We start from the raw sequence: 15,845 nt of genomic DNA, 5'->3' as shown, positions 1-15,845 counted from the left end.
CAACGGGCTGACCACCAGCGGGAATTCGCCGTTCCGCCGCCGTTATCCGGAGAATACCGGCCGCCTCATGAAAGACCATCGTCCATGACCCCACTCCCTATCGGAATAGGCCCTGTTCTCGTATAGCTACGGCGAGGGGACAAGTAGCTCAGTGTGATCTGAGGGCTTCTGCTTGAGCACGAGGCTCGGGGACCGCTCCGTTGTTCAAGGCGGTGAAGTCGGCGTGGGCCTGTTCGACGGCTTCGGGGTACGCCTCGCGTTTGGCGCGTTCGGCGAGCGCCCGGTAGATGCTGGCGACGGAGGGGTTCTGTCCCTTGCGCTTGCCGGTGGGGATGATCAGGTCGGGCTGGATCTGCTCGACGGACTCGCCGCCGGCGCGGCGCCGGAGCAGGGTGTGGAGCATGTCGTCGGTGATGACCGGCGGCCGGCCGCCGTGCTTGCCCTTGCGCGCCGCGGCGTCGAGCCCTTCGAGCGTCGACTCGCGGATGTTCTCCCGCTCGGTCTCCGCCATCGCTGCGAAGAACGCGAACAGCAGCTTGCCCGGGCCGGTGGGGTCGTAGATGCCGGGCAGGGGCCCGGCCAGCATCTCCAGGACCAGGCCGTGGGCGGTGAGGTGGTCCGCCAACGCGGTGAGTTCGGCGGCGTCGCGGCCGAGGCGCTTCATCTCGTACACGGTGAAGATGACCCGGCAGTGCGGGGCGTGCGCCTTGACCTCCCGCGCGGTCCGCAGCGCCTCCTCGAACTTCGGGCGGACCCGTACGCGGGTGCTGATCTTCTCGCTGAAGATCTTGTCCCTGGGGATGCCGTGCTTGCTGAGGGCGTCGAGCTGCGAGTCGAGTTCCTGCCCGAGCGCCGAGCAGCGGGCGTATCCGATGCGGATGTCCGCGCTCGGCAGATCCGGGTCGATCGGCGCCGGCGGCGGGGTGCCCGGCCGCCACGGCCGGCCCGGGCCGCGGTCGGCCGGGGTCGGCACGCGCAGCGCCTTCTTCAGGCGGGGCACCAGGGTGAAGCGACGGGTGTGGTAGGCGGAGGCGACCGCGCCGCCGCGTGATCGGCACGGCGAGCCGGGCTGCGCGTCACACTTCGGACAGGCGTGCTGTTCGACGTCGTCCGCGTCCGACCGGTCGGCCGGGGAAGAGTGCTGAGGGTCCGTCATGGGCCCGGATTCTCGCACAATGCAAGTCTCAGAACAGGGCAACTCTCGCTCTTGAGTGAGAGCAGGTTCTGAGAACGAATCCGGGATTGGCGGGGCCCGCCAGTCCCGGATTGATCTTGCTCGCGCAAAGGGACGTTCGCGAGAGGGCCCGGGGCAAAGTGGTGATCTTCACCGATCGAGTGCCCGGCTGTCGGTTGGCAGCCGGAAGCAGCCTGCTAAAGGTGTTTCGCGTGGCCGCCGGGCGGTCCGCAGGAGGGCCCTGGGGTGGTGGGTCAGTCCGAGGCGCCGCTGCGCCGGGCGTAGGCGCGGGCGGCGCGGGCACGGTCGCCGCAGCGTGTGGAGCACCAGTGGCGCCGGCCGTGGGTGCGCAGGAGGAACCGGTCGCAGGGGGCTGATCCGCAGGCGGCGAGGATGCCGGCGTCGGGACCGGTGAGCAGGTCGGCGGCGTCGGCGGCGAGGGCCGCCAGTGCGTGGTTGACGGCCTGGTCGGTGGGGTGCGCCTGGACGCGGCGCAGCCCCCGGGCCTCGTCCCAGGCGAGGAGGGGGGCGGTGGGCACGGTCGTGAGGGCCTCGTTCACCGCGCGCAGGGATTCCTCGGGCGGCGTGGTGGTGTCGACGCGGGCGGCGAACAGGGCGCGGATATGGGCGCGCAGCGTGCGCATCCGCTGTGCGCACACCTCGTACAGCTGCACGTCCGGGGTGGTCAGGTCGTGGGCGGCGAGCCAGCGCATGGCGGATTCCGGGGCTGTGAGCAGGTCGTAGCCCTGGCCGGCGGGCAGGGTGGCGACAGTGTCGGCGAAGTCCAGGGAGCGGTACCGGTCGGCACCCGGTACCGGAGGCAGGGCGGTCGGTGCCACGTCGGTGGCCAGGGTCTCATCCATGCCTCTCATGGTAACGCTTGTGTTTTCCCGTGAGGTCTGCTTACGCTTGGACTCACGGAAAACATGCACAGTTTGCGTGAGAAAAGAGGAGATGGCATGTCCCAGCACAATGCCAACCAGTTCCCGGTCCGCACGTTCGGCGGCCCGACCGCCCTGTTCGAGTACGGCGGCCTGCGCTTCCTGACCGACCCGACCTTCGACGGCCCCGGCGACTACGCCGCGCCCGGTGGCCCGACCCTGACCAAGACCGCCCCCTCCACCACCACACCCGCCGACCTCGGCCCCATCGACGTGGTCCTGCTCTCCCACGACGAGCACGCCGACAACCTCGACATTTCCGGCCGCGCCCTGCTCGCCGACGTCCCCCTCACCCTCACCACCCCCGGCGGCGGCAAGCGCCTCGGGGCGAAGGCCCAGGGTCTGGCCGACTGGGAGTCGACCGAGCTGGAGCGCCTGGGCGGCGGCACCATCACGGTGACCGGCGTCCCGGCCATCCACGGCCCCGGCGCGCGTGAGGAGATCGAGCCCTTCGTCGGCCAGGTCGTCGGCTTCGTCCTGACCGGCGAGGGCCTGCCGACGGTCTACGTCAGCGGCGACAACGCCTCGCTCGACGCGGTCAGGGAGATCGCCGAACGCTTCGCCCCGATCGACACCACCCTCCTGTTCGCCGGAGCACCCCGCTTCCCCATGCTCTTCGACGGCCGACCGGTCGTCCTGGACAGCGCCCAGGCCGCCGAGGCCACCCGGATTCTCGACGCCCGCCGCGTCGTCCCGGTCCACCACGACAGCTGGGCCCACTTCACCGAGGGCCGCGACGAGCTGGAGGCGGCCTTCGCCGCCGCGGGCCTGACCGACCGCCTGGACCAGGACTGGGCGCAGGGCGCCTGAGCCCGGACCGCCACTCAGGAACCGAGACCTCGTGCCAGGGCCGGGGCTCCCCACACGCCGAGCCCCGCCCCTGGGAGCAACCCCTCGCAGCGTCCCCTGCGCCGTGCCACAACGACAGGGAAGGACCCGATCACGTGTCCACCGCAACCAACGCCGGCCTCGTGCACCGCTTCTACCAGGCCCTTCAGTAGGGCGACTACGACACGCTCACCGGCATGTTCCACCCGGACTTCGTCTTCTGCCCCCAGATCGACAGCCCCCGCCCCGGCGCCGCAGGATTCATCGGCGCGGAGAAGAAGCACGTCGACGCCTTCTCCGACATCCGCCTGACGGTCCTCGACACCGTCGCCGAAGCCGACAAGGCCGGCGCCTACGTCGTGGTCGAAGGAGACCAGGGCGGCGACTACTACGGCAGGACTGGAGCAGGTGCAGGGCGAGCATGGACACCTCCTGGGACTCCTTGTCCGCCCCTGCCAGGTCGCCGTCTTCAGCTCGGTGAAGTGCGACCGCCCGCCCTCGGCCGCCGCGCCATCGCCGTCGGCGCCCTGCTCGGTTCCGTCGACCGCGATCAGGTCCTCCAGCCGCGAGCGGCTCGCGTGGCCGAGCCGGTCCAGCGTGCCGCGGCAGAACCGCTTCTCGAAGTCCTTGATCGCCTTGCCGACCAACCGCCGCACCTGCCCGGGCGCTGGCGGCTCGACGTGGTCGTTGCGGCACCGAGCCACGACCGCGGCCGCCAGCCGGTCCCGCGACAATTCCACCGGGCACAGCTCGGTGGCCAGCCAGGCGGCCAGCCGGTCCTGGTCCTCCTCGGTGTTCGCGCGGAGCCCGTACGCCGCCCGGATTTCGCCCCGATGCCGCTGGATCGCCTTGCTCTGCCAGTCGTACTCCGCCCACGCCCCGGCCGGAACCTTCACCTGCCGGGCCACGTACTCCACCTCGGTGGCCGGCACCTCCCTGGCCGACTCCGGGAACCGGGCCTCCACCTCGAAAAACTTCAGCAACAGCGCGAACCCGAGCCGAGTCGCCCCGGACTTGTTCCGCACCCGCTTCATGTCGTCTTCCGGCAGCGTCCGGACCTCAATCAGGTCCTCCGGCTCCCAGTCCTGCCGCACCCCGCCCCCCTCCACCCGACCGAGATCACTCGTTCAGCTCAACGAGGCGCCCGGCCAGGAGAAACGAGCACCAGGGCAATCACACAGCGCTACATGTCCGTTCGCCGCAGCTATACGAGAACAGGGCCGAACTCGCCGACATGATCGGCCTCGACGTCGTCCTGTCGGTGGCCGAGGCGCTGCACGCCGAGTTCCGCGAGCCGCACCTCGCGCCGCCGCTGCTGCTGCTGCGGATGGTCGAGGGCAATCTGCTGGGCCGCAAGACGGCCGCGGCTTCTACCCCTACGGCTGACGGCGCGGCACGCGCCGCGCCCGACCGGCCGCCCGGAGACCCGGGCGGCCGGTCGGTCTGCCATTCAGAGATCTGAAATGTGGCCCGCGTTCACACTCTTGACGCTGCCATGCCCCCCTCCTATGGTGGCGAAGTCCGTTCATGAGAATGTCTTCCGTTCAGATACATGAATCGGGTGGGCCATGCGCATACGCGAAGTACACGTCACTCCCGTCGCTTTCCGAGACCCACCGCTCCTGAACGCCACCGGTGTCCACGAACCGTGGGCGCTCCGCACCGTCGTCGAGGTCGTCACCGACGAGGGCCTCACCGGCCTCGGGGAAACCTACGGCGACCTCTCCCACCTCGACCGGGTGCGCGCCGCCGCGCGCGAGCTGACCGGGGTGAGCGTCCACGCCCACCACGCGCTCTACGCCAGGGTCGCCGCCTCGGTCGGTGCCGACGTCGTCACCGACCAGCACGGCCTCACCGGAGCCGGCTCCAACCAGAAGACCGTCGACGCCGTGTTCTCGCCGTTCGAGGTCGCCTGCCTCGACATCCGCGGCAAGGCCGCCGGGCTGCGCGTGGCCGACCTGCTCGGCGGACCCGTCCGCGACGCCGTCCCCTACAGCGCCTACCTCTTCTACAAGTGGGCCGGCCATCCGGACGCCAAGGAGGACCGGTTCGGCGCCGCGCTCGACCCGGACGGCATCGTCGCCCAGGCCCGGCTGTTCATCGAGGAGTACGGCTTCGCCTCCATCAAGCTCAAGGGCGGCGTCTTCGCCCCCGACGAGGAGGCCGAGGCCGTGCGCGCGCTGCACGACGCCTTCCCCGGACTGCCGCTGCGCATCGACCCCAACGCCGCCTGGACGCCCGCCACTTCCATCCGGATCGGCAACGCGCTCGGCGACGTGCTCGAATACCTGGAGGACCCGGCACCCGGCATCGGCGGCATGGCCGAGGTCGCCGCCCGCGTCCCGATGCGGCTGGCCACCAACATGTGCGTCGTCACCCACGACCACCTGCCGCCGGCCATCGCGCAGCGCGCCATCGGCGTGCTGCTCCTGGACCACCACTACTGGGGCGGGCTGCTGCGCTCCGCCCAAGTGGCCGCGCTGTGCGGCACGTTCGGCCTCGAACTGTCCATGCACTCCAACAGCCACCTCGGCATCAGCCTCGCCGCCATGACCCACCTCGCCGCGGCCACGCCCAACCTGAACCACGCCTGCGACACCCACACCCCGTGGCAGGACGGGCAGGACGTCGTGGCCCCCGGCGCGCTCCGCTTCACCGGCGGCGCCGTCCCCGTGCCGGAAGGCCCGGGGCTCGGCGTCGAACTCGACCGCGACGCCCTCGCGGTCATGCACGAGCAGTACCGCACCTGCACCGTCAGGCGGCGCGACGACACCGCCTACATGCGCAGCTTCGACCCGGACTTCCAAGCGAAACGCGCGCACTGGTAACCCGCCCAGGCACCCCCGTCCCCTTCCCTTAGGAGCCGCGATGTCCGCGTTGGACTGGATCGTGGTCGCTGGCTACTTCCTCGTCGTGGTCGCCATCGGCTGGTGGTCGAAGAACCGCATCCACAGTGTGGCCGACTTCTTCACCGCCCGGGGGCGCATCCCCTGGTGGCTCTCCGGCATCTCGCACCACATGTCGGGCTACAGCGCGGTGATGTTCGTCGCCTTTGCCGCCGTCGCCTACAACGACGGGATCACCATCTACTTCTGGTGGCCGCTGACCATCGGACTCGGCGTCGGCATCGGCGCGTTCCTCTTCGCCGCCCGCTGGAACCGGCTGCGCGCCAAACACGACGTCAAGTCACCGCTCGAATACCTCGCCCACCGCTACAACCTGCCCACCCAGCAGGTTCTCGCCTACAGCGGCGCGGCCCTCAAGGTCGTCGACATCGCCGCCAAGTGGGTCGCGATCTCCGTCCTGCTCCAGGGCTTCGCGGACATCCCGCTCGAGTGGGGCATCATCTTCACCGGCGTCGCCACCATGGCCTACATGACGGTCGGCGGCCTGTGGGCCGATGTCCTCACCGACATGGGCCAGTTCGTCATCCAGGCGGTGGCCGGCGTCGCCATGCTGATCGCCGTCATGGCGGAGCTGGGCGCCGACTTCCCGTTCGCCATGTGGAACGACCTGCCCGACGGCCGCGGCGACCCGATCGCCGGCTCCGTCACCACCTGGCTCGTCATCGCGTTCCTCTTCGTCAAGACCTTCGAGTACAACGGCGGCATGTGGAACCTGGCGCAGCGCTACATGGCCTCGCCCTCCGGCTCCGCCGCCCGCCGTTCCGCCCTCCTCTCCAGCGCCCTGTGGCTGGTCTGGCCGCTGATCCTCTTCCTGCCGATGATCGCCGCGCCGCTGATCGTGCCCGGCCTGTCCAACGGCGAGGAGTCGTACATCGAACTGTCCAAGGAGCTGCTGCCCGCGGGAATGATCGGCCTGATGCTCGCCGGGTTCTTCTCGCACACGATGGCGATGGTCGCCTCCGACTCCAACGTCATCACCGCGGTCATCACCCGCGACATCGCCCCGGTGCTCGTCCCGAAGGTCAGGGACTTCTCCGACCGCACCCAGCTGACGTTCGCCCGGATCACCACCGTCCTCTTCGTCACGCTCAGCATGACGATCGCGATATCCACCGGCGGCGAGGGATTCGTCCTCGATACCGTCGTGGAACTCGTGGCCGCCACCATGGGGCCCATCTCGATCCCGCTGATGCTCGGCCTGCTGCCATGGTTCCGCCGTAACGGGCCCACCGCGGCCATCACGTCCTGGGCCGGCGGCCTGCTCGTGTGGTACTTCGTGCGCTACATCGTCGAGGACGCCACCCAGGCGGCCATCGTCGGCCTGCCGCTCCTGACGTCCCTCGTCCTCTACATCGGCCTCGGCCTGATCAAGCCCGAGGGCACCGACGAACGGGACGCGCTGATCGACTCCCTCAGCACCGACCCGGACGACACCGATTCCGCCGCCGCCGAGCGGCAGCCCGCCGGGGAACGGGAGGTTCCCACCGCCTGAACCGATCCCCCCACGGATGGCCGGGCCCGCCGCCCCCTGCCCGGGCGGCGGGCCCGTCCGCCGTGCCGGGGGTGTGCCGGGGTGTGCCGGGAGTAATGCGATTGCCGCTCCGCCGCGGACGGCACAGACTCCGTTCCCATGACGCTGCGATACCACGAGATTGCCGAGGCCAGGCACCGCATCCTCAACCCGCTGACCGAGGCCAAGCTGGACCTGCTGGGCGGGATCTGCGGGCTCGCGCCCGGTCGGCGCGTGCTCGATCTCGCCTGCGGCAAGGGCGAGATGCTCTCCCGCTGGGCCCGCGCGCACGGTGTGGCGGGCCTCGGGGTCGACATCAGCGAGGTCTTCCTGGCCGCGGCCCGCGCCCGCGCCGCGGAACTTGACGTGGCCGGTCAGGTCACGTTCGAGCAGGCCGACGCCGCCGCCTGGGCCGCGGAACGGGCCGGCGGCACGCCGTTCGACGTCGTCTCCTGCATCGGGGCCACGTGGATCGGCGGCGGGCTCGGCGGCACCCTCGGCCTGATGCGGCCGCTCGTCGCGGACGACGGGCTGCTGCTCGTCGGGGAGATCTACTGGGCCGAGGACACCGTCCCCGCCGAGGCCCACGAGGCCCTGGGCATCGGTCCGGAGGACTGCGCCACGCTCGCCGGAACGCTGGACCGGTTCCAGGAGGCCGGCTGCGAACTGATCGAGATGACGCTCGCCGACGGCGACAGCTGGGACCGTTACGCCGCCGCCCAGTGGCACACCACCAGCGACTGGCTCCGCGACCACCCGGACGCCGAGGACGCGGCCGAGATCCGCTCGCTGCTGACCTCCTCACGCCGCGCCCACCTCGCCTACCAGCGCCGCTACCTGGGCTGGGGCGTCTTCGTGCTGCGCCCCTGACCGGGCGGGCCCGCTCAGCCGCCGTGTCCGGCGACCGACCGCGGTTCGCGGGCCGCCGGGCCGACGTAGCGGGCCGAGGGGCGGATCAGCCGGCCCGTGCGCTTCTCCTCAAGAATGTGCGCCGACCAGCCCGCCGTCCGCGCGCACGTGAACATCGCCGTGAACATGTGCGCGGGCACCTCCGCGAAGTCCAGCATGATCGCCGCCCAGAACTCCACGTTGGTGGCGAGCACCCGGTCCGGACGGCGTTCCCGCAGCTCCGCGAGCGCCGCCCGCTCCAGCGCCTCCGCCACCTCGAACCGGGGCGCGCCCAGCTCGCGCGCCGTGCGGCGCAGCACTCGCGCCCGCGGGTCCTCCGCGCGGTATACCCGGTGCCCGAAGCCCATCAGCCGCTCGCCCGCGTCCAGCGCGCGCCGCACGTAGCCGGCGGCGTCGCCGCTGCGTTCGATCTCCTCGATCATGCCGAGCACGCGCGAGGGCGCGCCGCCGTGCAGCGGCCCGGACATGGCGCCGACCGCGCCGGAGAGCGCGGCGGCGACGTCCGCGCCGGTGGAGGCGATGGTGCGGGCGGTGAACGTGGACGCGTTCATGCCGTGTTCGGCCGCGGAGATCCAGTACGCGTCGAGCGCGGCCACGTGCTGCGGGTCGGGCTCGCCGCGCCAGCGGCGCAGGAAGCGTTCCGTGATGCTGTCCGCCTTGTCGATCTCGCGCTGCGGCACCATCGGCAGCCCGGCGCCGCGCGCCGACTGGGCGACGAAGCTGAGCGCCATCACCGCGGCGCGCGCCAGATCCTCCCTGGCCTGGGCGGCGTCGATGTCCAGCAGCGGACGCAGGCCCCACACCGGCGAGAGCAGCGCGAGCGCGGCCTGCACGTCCACCCGCACGTCGCCCGAGCGGACCGGGATGGGGAACGGCTCGGCCGGCGGCAGCCCCGGCGTGAACGCGCCGTCGACCAGCAGGCCCCACACCTGCTCGAACGGCACCTGACCCACCAGATCCTCGATGTCCACGCCGCGGTAGCGCAGCGTGCCGCCCGCGCGGTCCGGCTCCGCGATCTCCGTCTCGAACGCGACGACCCCTTCGAGCCCGGGCACGAACTCCGACATATGACTGCTCCTTCGGGCACTCGGCGCGCTGCGATTCTGGCGGTCACCTTAACGCCGGGTGGCCGCGGGCCGGAGAGCACGGGACGAAAGCTCTCGGCGCGCGCCACCGTCGGCCGTATGTTGCAAGATATGGCGCGTGTCCCACGCCGAGAACACCGAGAACGCCGAGCACACCCAGAACGCTGATACCGCCGAGAACGCCGATACCGCCGAGAACGCCGATACCGCCGCCGGTGCCCCGGGCGCCCAGCTGGACCCCGCCGCCATGCGCGCCCGGTACCGCGCGGCCGGTCTCGACGAGAAGGACCTGGCCGCCGAGCCGTTCGAGCAGTTCGAGCGGTGGTTCACGCAGGCCGCGGGCAGCGGCCTGCACGAGCCGAACGCCATGATCCTCGCCACCGTGGACGCCACCGCCCGCCCCAGCACCCGCACGGTGCTGCTGAAGCAGTTCGACCGGCGCGGCTTCGTCTTCTTCACCAACTACGGGTCCCGCAAGGGCCGCGACCTGGACGGGAACCCGCACGTCTCCCTGCTGTTCCCCTGGCACGGCATCGCCCGGCAGGTCATCGTCCTCGGCACCGCGGAGCGCACGGGCCGGGCCGAGACCGCGGCCTACTTCCGCACCAGGCCGCACGGTTCGCAGCTCGGCGCGTGGGCCAGCGAACAGTCCTCCAAGGTCGCCTCGCGGGCCAAGCTCGACCAGCTGTACGCGCAGCTCGCCGAGCGTTACCCGGAGGGGGCGGACGTGCCCGCGCCGCCGCAGTGGGGCGGCTACCGGATCGTGCCGCGGTCCGTCGAGTTCTGGCAGGGCCGGGAGAACCGGCTGCACGACCGGCTGGCCTACGTGCGCGCGGGCGAGGGCTGGACCGTCGAGCGGCTGTGTCCTTGAGCCCGCGTCCTTGAGCCCGCGTCCTTGAGCCCGCGTCCTTGAGCCCGCGTCCTTGAGCCCGCGGGGCGGGCGGGCACAAAAAAACGACCCGCGGGCCGTAGCCCCCGGTAGGCGCTCGATGCGCCCGCCGGGGAGCCGGCCGGACGATACCGGCGGCCCGCGGATCGGGTGACTGCTTGGGATTGGCCGGCGGAGCCGGCGCGCCACGTGTCGTGGTACGACGGCCGTTAGGCCGCAGTCACCTCACGCGTCCGGTTGTCATACATCTGCCGAACCACCTCCCTTCTCGTGTACCCCACACGGTAGGCGGCCCCCCGGAAGCACCACAACCGAATTTCGGTGCGGCAACGAGATTCGCTGAAACCCTATGTGACGGACGTCACGATGCAGTTGAATGGTCCGGCGCACGCGACCGGCGCTCATTCTCCTGTGCTGGGGGTATCAGGTGACCACTCCTTCCGAGACTCAGTCCGCGCACCGCGTTTCCGATGACCGCCTGCTGTCGGCCCTGCTCGACGGCATGGACGCGGCCCTGTTCGCCGTGGACAGCGGCGGGCGCATCACCCACTGGAACCGGCAGGCCGAGCGCCTGCTCGGCTGGACCGCCGAGCAGGCGGTGGGACGCAAGGGGCTCGGCGGCTGGGCGGTGCGGGACGCCGACGCGACCGACGTGAACGACCGCCTGCTCGGCGTCCTGCGGCGCACCGCGAACCCGTCGGGCCGCCAGGTACAGGAGTTCCCCCTGCTGCGGCGCGACGGCGGGCGGCTGCTGGTCCGCGCGCAGGTCAGCGCGGTGCGGGCGCCGGACGGGCGCAGCACGGGGGCGTACTGCGCGTTCAGCGAGGTGCACGCCCAGCTCGACCTCGAACGGAACCTGTCGCTGAGCGAGGCGCTGCTCGCCGACTCCCCGTGGGCGGTGCTGGTCGTCGACCCCGACCTGCGCACCGTCGCCGCGAACGGCCGCGTCGCGCAGGCGCTGGACATCACGCCCGTGGACATGCTGGGCGAGCCGCTCGCCGAGTTCTTCGGCGCCGGGATGGAGGAGCTGGAGAGCGCCCTGGAGCACACCCTGGCCGGGCAGGCGCCGGACGGGCCGGTGGAGCTGTGGCTCACGCAGGCCGAAGACCCCTGCCGCGAGGACCAGTTCGGCATCCCGCCGGTGCCCGCCGCGGCCGGGGACCGGCGCTGCCTGCTCGGCGGGTTCCTGCGGCTCGGCTCCCCGCTGGCGCCGCAGGCGCCGCCGCTGGGCGTCGCCTGGATCTTCCAGGACGTCACCCACTCCAGGCGCGCGGGGCAGGGCGCGGCGCGGCGCGCGTTCCGCGACGGCCAGCTGAGCCGTGCCTCGCGGGCGGCGGCGGAGTGCGAGGACCCGCGCGAGGCGGCCATGCTGCACCTGCACTACGCGCTGGCCGGGTTCGCCGAGCACGCGCTGCTCGACGTGGCCGTGCCCGGCCCGGCCGCCGCCCGGGCGCCGGGTCTCGTGCGGACGGCGGAGAGCCCGGCCGCGTTCGCCCCGCCGGTGGGCACGGCGGGCGTGGCGGTCCGCTACCGCCCCGGCCACCCGGCGCTCCAGGCGTTCGAACGCGGGGTGCCGGTGCGGACGACGGGCGGAACGGGCCGTTCGGACTGGGCCGCGGAGCACCGGTGGCCGCCGGAGGCGGAGCACGCGCTGTGCGTGGTGCTGCGCAGCCGCGCCAGGAGCCTGGGCGTGCTGACGTTCCTGCGGGGCCACGGCCGGCGCCCGTTCGACCGGGCGGACGCCGCGTACGGCGAGGACGTGGCGCTGCGGCTGGCCGCGGCGGTCGACCTGGGCGGTGCGGCCGGCGCATGCTGAGCCGGGCCGGCCGCCCGGTCGGCTCAGCGGCGCCAGAGGATCTGGTCGGCGCGTTCGGCGTACACCTGTTCGTTCCACTCGATGCCGCCGTCGACGTTCCCGGAGCGCAGCAGCGGCGGCTCGGTGCCGTCGGCCGCCAGGCGTCCGACGGCCTCGGCGACGAGGGCCTGGAGCAGCGCGCAGGTCACGACGGTGGAGGCGGGGGCGAACGGGGCGCCGATGCCGTCCGCGGTCAGGGTCGTGTCGCCGACCGGGATACCGCTGTCGAGAACCAGGTCGCAGTGGTCCTTCAGGAACGCGCCCGAGGGGTGGCGGGAGGTGGTCTCCGCGGTGTAGGCGACGGAGGTCACGCCGATCACCGTGAGCCCGCGGGACCTGGCGTGCGCGGCCATCTCGACGGGCAGCACGTTCCGCCCGGACAGGGAGACGATGATGAGCAGGTCGCCGGCGGCGGCGGAGCTGTTGTCGAGGACAGCGGGGCCGAGGCCGCCGACCCGTTCGAGCGCGCTGCCCAGGGTGGCGGGCATCACGTCGACGCCGGTGGTGCCGGGCACCGACAGCAGGTTGACCAGGGCGAGGCCGCCCGCCCGGTAGACGAGGTCCTGCGCCGGGAGCGCGGAGTGCCCGGCGCCGTGGGCGAACAGCTTGCCGCCCGCGGCGACGGTGCCGGCGACCAGCGCGGCTCCCTCGGCGATGTGCGGGGCCTCCCGCTCGCGGACGCGGTGCAGCAGGCCGATCGTGGCGTCGAAGAACTCGTCGGCGAGCGTGATATCGCTCATGTGTGGTGCGTCCCCTTGCTGGCCGTGGCGGTGCGGAGGCGGTTCCGCTGGGGCCACCGTAATGGTCTGGACCAGTGGGGTGTCAATACGCATGCGCCCGGTTACTCGCGGCGGGATCGGTTGTCATCGCCGTACGTCAGAATTGGAGCAGGGCCACCGCACGAGACTTCGAGGGGCACTTATGTCCGGACTCATCGACACGACCGAGATGTACCTCCGCACCATTCTGGAGCTGGAGGAGGAGGGCGTGATCCCGATGCGGGCCCGTATCGCCGAGCGGCTCGAACAGAGCGGGCCCACGGTCAGCCAGACCGTGGCGCGCATGGAGCGCGACGGCCTGCTGACCATCGCGGGGGACCGGCACCTGGAACTGACGGACGAGGGGCGGCGCCTGGCGCAGCGCGTGATGCGTAAGCACCGGCTGGCCGAGTGTCTGCTGGTCGACGTGATCGGCCTGGAGTGGGAGCAGGTGCACGCGGAGGCGTGCCGCTGGGAGCACGTGATGAGCGACGCGGTCGAGCGCCGCGTGCTGGAGCTGCTCAACCACCCGACCGAGTCGCCCTATGGGAATCCGATTCCCGGCCTGGCCGAGCTGGGGGAGACGGGGGAGGTCGGCCCGTTTCTCGGCGAGGGCATGGTGGCGCTCGCCGATCTGGACGCCGACGGCGGGAAGACCGTCGTGGTGCGGCGCATCGGCGAGCCGATCCAGATGGACGCCGCCGTCATGCAGACGCTGCGCAGGGCGGGGGTGCAGCCGGGGGCGTCGGTCAGCGTCACCGCCGGCCAGGCCGGCGCGGTGCAGGTCGGCAGCGGCGGCGAGTCGGCCGAGCTGGCGCACGACGTCGCGATGCACGTCTTCGTCAACAAGGGGTGAGACCGGGCCGGCCCGCTCCGCGGGTCGGCCCGAATCCCCGAGTCCGGCGGCCGTCAACCCTGAAACTTCGTCATCCGAAAGGGGAATCTTGGGCGGCAACTGCCCGGTGTTCGAATATTTATTCGATATCGTGGCCTCTGGAGGTACGGGGCGAGCCGGGGCCGGAGAGAGGGGTGGGTGCACATGGTGCGGCGCTTCGACGTGAGCGGGCAGGGCGGGGTCCGGCTCGCGGCATGGGAGTTCGCCGACCCGCCCGGTCCGCCCGCCCCGCCCGCCCCGCCCGATCCGCCCGGTCCGTCTGCGGGGTCCGGTCCGCCCGCGGGGTCCGCGGCCGGGCGTCCCGGGGTGCTGCTGCTGCACGGGCTGCTCGGCCGGGCCGCCCACTGGGCCGACACCGCCCGCTGGCTCTCCGGCCGCGTCCGCGCGGTGGCCCTGGACCAGCGCGGCCACGGCCGCAGCGCCAAGCCGGCCGCGGGCCCGTTCGACCGCGACGCCTTCGTGTCCGACGCGGAGGCCGCGGTGGAGCAACTCGGCCTCGGGCCCGCGGTGCTGATCGGCCACGCCATGGGCGCGCTGACCGCCTGGCAGCTGGCCGCCCGGCGGCCCGACCTGGTGCGCGCCGTGGTGATCTGCGACATGCGGGCGGCGGCGCTCGGCGTCAGGGCGCGGCGCGAGTGGCGGGACTGGCTGACCTCCTGGCCCCTGCCGTTCGCGACGCTCGCGGACGTGCGGCGCTGGTTCGGTGCCGAGGACCCGGCCCTCGACCGGCCGCGGCCCGCCCGCGGCGACTTCTTCGCCGAGGTGATGGTTGAGCGCGTCGACGGCTGGCGGCCCGGCTTCTCCCGGCGCCAGATGCTCGCCGCCCGCGAGAGCTGGGTCCGCGACGCGCACTGGGAGGAGCTGGCCCAGGTGCGCTGCCCGGCCCTCGTCGTGCGCGGTCTTGAGGGAGAGCTGGGCCGGGCCGAGGCGCAGGAGATGGTCCGGGTGCTGCCGCGCGGCCGGTACGCCGACATACCGGACGCGGGCCACCTCGTGCATATGGAGCGGCCCGCGGAGTGGCGGGAGATCGTCGGACCGTTCGTCGGGGAGGCCCTGGGGGTGGCCCCGGCCGGCGGGCGATCGTGACGGCCCGTCATGACCGTGACGTGACAGGACTGGTGCAAACCCGGAACATTCGGCGGTCGTTCAGCCGTGCGGCTGTGCGATGATTACGGTCCATCGTGGGGGCCCAAGGGGGAGTTGATCATGTCGAAAGCGACGCGTCGAGCCGGGACTGCCGCGGTCATCGCGAGTCTGGTGGTGCTCACCGCAGCATGTGGTGGCGGTGACGGCGAGTCACCGTTCGAGGGCGGCGGTTCCGCGGGCGGCGAGACCGGCGGCGGCGGGGACGAGGGCGGCGGGGACGAGGGCGGCGGGGACGAGGGCGGCGAGACCGGCGGTGACTCCGGCGGGGGCGGCGACAGCGGCGGCGGCTCGGCCACCGCGGACCTGCCGCCCGACGAGATAGCGCAGGCCGCCGCGGACGCCCTGATCTCGGTCGACTCGCTCCGCATGGCCACGGTCGGGGACACCTCGGCCATCGGCTTCGGTATGGACCTCCACCTCGACACGGACGGCACCTGTCAGGGCTCCGTCACCGCGCCCGGCGCCGGTTCCGTGGAGCTGCTGATGAGCGGCGAGGAAGTGTGGATGAAGCCCGACAGCCAGTTCTGGGAGAACGGCATGGGCGCCTCCGACCCGGCGCTCATCAGCCTGGTGGACGGCAGCTACCTGCACGGCACCACCAGCGACCCGGAGCTGTCGCAGATGGCCGGCACCTGCGCGCTCGACGAGTTCTTCGGCGAGCTGGGCCCGACCGGCAGCGCCGGGGACAATGTCACGGCCGACCCGCAGACGGAGCACAACGGTGTTCCCGTCATCCCGATTCACGAGGAGAGCGGCGGCGAGGTCACCACCATTTTCGTCGCCGCCGAGGGCGAGCCGTACCCGCTGCTGATGCGCACCCAGGCGGACGGCACCCCCATGGAGATCGAGTTCAGCGACTTCAACGAGCCGGTCGCCTTCGAGGAGCCGCCGGCCGACCAGATCCTGGAGATCGCCGACTTCCGCCAGGGCGACATCGCGGCGTGAGCCG

14 protein-coding genes and 2 pseudogenes are annotated in these 15,845 nt (G+C 72.3%); 11 read left to right on the top strand and 5 right to left on the bottom strand.

Going from position 1 to position 15,845, the window contains the following annotated elements; genetic code table 11:
* Positions 1–148: 148 nt before the first annotated feature.
* A complete protein-coding gene (locus RM779_RS04665) occupies positions 149–1,156 on the bottom strand; it encodes a recombinase family protein (protein ID WP_311616071.1) in 1,008 nt (335 codons plus the stop codon).
* 272 nt (positions 1,157–1,428) lie between these two features.
* Entirely contained in the window at positions 1,429–2,037 is a 609-nt protein-coding gene (locus RM779_RS04660; protein ID WP_311616070.1) for an ABATE domain-containing protein, read from the bottom strand.
* 96 nt (positions 2,038–2,133) lie between these two features.
* On the opposite strand from RM779_RS04660, the gene RM779_RS04655 reads away from it, so the two are divergent.
* Positions 2,134–2,925 (top strand): MBL fold metallo-hydrolase, encoded by a 792-nt coding sequence (locus RM779_RS04655; RefSeq protein WP_311616068.1) that lies wholly within the window; start codon positions 2,134–2,136, stop codon positions 2,923–2,925.
* Positions 2,926–3,140: 215 nt separating this feature from the next.
* A pseudogene (locus RM779_RS33640) lies at positions 3,141–3,293 on the top strand (hypothetical protein); the annotation flags it as partial.
* A 294-nt stretch (positions 3,294–3,587) separates the two neighbouring features.
* On the opposite strand, the pseudogene RM779_RS33635 reads toward RM779_RS33640, so the two are convergent.
* Positions 3,588–4,037: pseudogene (locus tag RM779_RS33635) on the bottom strand (DUF4158 domain-containing protein); the annotation flags it as partial.
* A gap of 140 nt (positions 4,038–4,177) precedes the next feature.
* Here RM779_RS33635 and RM779_RS04645 point away from each other — a divergent pair.
* The 4 genes from RM779_RS04645 to RM779_RS04630 all read left to right on the top strand — a co-directional run bounded on the left by RM779_RS04645 (position 4,178) and on the right by RM779_RS04630 (position 8,229).
* Positions 4,178–4,405, top strand: a complete 228-nt coding sequence (locus RM779_RS04645) for a 3-hydroxyacyl-CoA dehydrogenase family protein (RefSeq protein ID WP_311616064.1) — start codon at positions 4,178–4,180, stop codon at positions 4,403–4,405.
* Between the two features lie 106 nt (positions 4,406–4,511).
* Positions 4,512–5,771: a glucarate dehydratase family protein gene (locus tag RM779_RS04640; protein ID WP_311616062.1), complete on the top strand. Its 1,260-nt coding sequence runs from the start codon at positions 4,512–4,514 to the stop codon at positions 5,769–5,771.
* Between the two features lie 40 nt (positions 5,772–5,811).
* Complete coding sequence (locus RM779_RS04635) at positions 5,812–7,341, top strand: sodium:solute symporter family protein (RefSeq protein ID WP_311616061.1); 1,530 nt, start codon at positions 5,812–5,814, stop codon at positions 7,339–7,341.
* 138 nt (positions 7,342–7,479) lie between these two features.
* Complete coding sequence (locus tag RM779_RS04630; RefSeq protein ID WP_311616059.1) at positions 7,480–8,229, top strand: SAM-dependent methyltransferase; 750 nt, start codon at positions 7,480–7,482, stop codon at positions 8,227–8,229.
* A 14-nt stretch (positions 8,230–8,243) separates the two neighbouring features.
* Here RM779_RS04630 and RM779_RS04625 read toward each other — a convergent pair whose 3' ends face one another.
* The gene (locus RM779_RS04625; RefSeq protein ID WP_311616057.1) at positions 8,244–9,335 is read right to left on the bottom strand and encodes a citrate synthase 2; all 1,092 of its coding nucleotides are present in this window, start codon (positions 9,333–9,335) and stop codon (positions 8,244–8,246) included.
* Positions 9,336–9,600: 265 nt separating this feature from the next.
* On the opposite strand from RM779_RS04625, the gene pdxH reads away from it, so the two are divergent.
* On the top strand, positions 9,601–10,224 hold the full coding sequence (pdxH, locus tag RM779_RS04620; RefSeq protein ID WP_311616514.1) for a pyridoxamine 5'-phosphate oxidase: 624 nt from the start codon (positions 9,601–9,603) through the stop codon (positions 10,222–10,224).
* A 445-nt stretch (positions 10,225–10,669) separates the two neighbouring features.
* Entirely contained in the window at positions 10,670–12,058 is a 1,389-nt protein-coding gene (locus RM779_RS04615; protein WP_311616055.1) for a PAS domain-containing protein, read from the top strand.
* 23 nt (positions 12,059–12,081) lie between these two features.
* Here RM779_RS04615 and RM779_RS04610 read toward each other — a convergent pair whose 3' ends face one another.
* Positions 12,082–12,837 (bottom strand): SIS domain-containing protein, encoded by a 756-nt coding sequence (locus RM779_RS04610; protein ID WP_311616053.1) that lies wholly within the window; start codon positions 12,835–12,837, stop codon positions 12,082–12,084.
* Between the two features lie 181 nt (positions 12,838–13,018).
* On the opposite strand from RM779_RS04610, the gene RM779_RS04605 reads away from it, so the two are divergent.
* The 3 genes from RM779_RS04605 to RM779_RS04595 all read left to right on the top strand — a co-directional run bounded on the left by RM779_RS04605 (position 13,019) and on the right by RM779_RS04595 (position 15,841).
* The gene (locus tag RM779_RS04605; protein ID WP_311616051.1) at positions 13,019–13,711 is read left to right on the top strand and encodes an iron dependent repressor, metal binding and dimerization domain protein; all 693 of its coding nucleotides are present in this window, start codon (positions 13,019–13,021) and stop codon (positions 13,709–13,711) included.
* 183 nt (positions 13,712–13,894) lie between these two features.
* Positions 13,895–14,836, top strand: a complete 942-nt coding sequence (locus RM779_RS04600) for an alpha/beta fold hydrolase (RefSeq protein WP_311616049.1) — start codon at positions 13,895–13,897, stop codon at positions 14,834–14,836.
* Positions 14,837–14,956: 120 nt separating this feature from the next.
* A complete protein-coding gene (locus RM779_RS04595; protein WP_311616047.1) occupies positions 14,957–15,841 on the top strand; it encodes a hypothetical protein in 885 nt (294 codons plus the stop codon).
* Positions 15,842–15,845: the final 4 nt, after the last annotated feature.

The sequence above is a fragment of the Streptomyces johnsoniae genome, assembly GCF_031845565.1.
Taxonomy (GTDB): Bacteria; Actinomycetota; Actinomycetes; order Streptomycetales; family Streptomycetaceae; genus Streptomyces; species Streptomyces johnsoniae.
This window is presented reverse-complemented; position numbering and strand designations above follow the sequence as displayed.

Coding starts and splice junctions, on each gene's coding strand:
- RM779_RS04610 (WP_311616053.1), bottom strand. CDS start 12,837: ATGAGCGATATCACGCTCGCCGACGAGTTCTTCGACGCCACGATCGGC.
- RM779_RS04630 (WP_311616059.1), top strand. CDS start 7,480: ATGACGCTGCGATACCACGAGATTGCCGAGGCCAGGCACCGCATCCTC.
- RM779_RS04600 (WP_311616049.1), top strand. CDS start 13,895: ATGGTGCGGCGCTTCGACGTGAGCGGGCAGGGCGGGGTCCGGCTCGCG.
- pdxH (WP_311616514.1), top strand. CDS start 9,601: ATGCGCGCCCGGTACCGCGCGGCCGGTCTCGACGAGAAGGACCTGGCC.
- RM779_RS04645 (WP_311616064.1), top strand. CDS start 4,178: ATGATCGGCCTCGACGTCGTCCTGTCGGTGGCCGAGGCGCTGCACGCC.
- RM779_RS04660 (WP_311616070.1), bottom strand. CDS start 2,037: ATGGATGAGACCCTGGCCACCGACGTGGCACCGACCGCCCTGCCTCCG.
- RM779_RS04605 (WP_311616051.1), top strand. CDS start 13,019: ATGTCCGGACTCATCGACACGACCGAGATGTACCTCCGCACCATTCTG.
- RM779_RS04635 (WP_311616061.1), top strand. CDS start 5,812: ATGTCCGCGTTGGACTGGATCGTGGTCGCTGGCTACTTCCTCGTCGTG.
- RM779_RS04640 (WP_311616062.1), top strand. CDS start 4,512: ATGCGCATACGCGAAGTACACGTCACTCCCGTCGCTTTCCGAGACCCA.
- RM779_RS04595 (WP_311616047.1), top strand. CDS start 14,957: ATGTCGAAAGCGACGCGTCGAGCCGGGACTGCCGCGGTCATCGCGAGT.
- RM779_RS04625 (WP_311616057.1), bottom strand. CDS start 9,335: ATGTCGGAGTTCGTGCCCGGGCTCGAAGGGGTCGTCGCGTTCGAGACG.
- RM779_RS04655 (WP_311616068.1), top strand. CDS start 2,134: ATGTCCCAGCACAATGCCAACCAGTTCCCGGTCCGCACGTTCGGCGGC.
- RM779_RS04665 (WP_311616071.1), bottom strand. CDS start 1,156: ATGACGGACCCTCAGCACTCTTCCCCGGCCGACCGGTCGGACGCGGAC.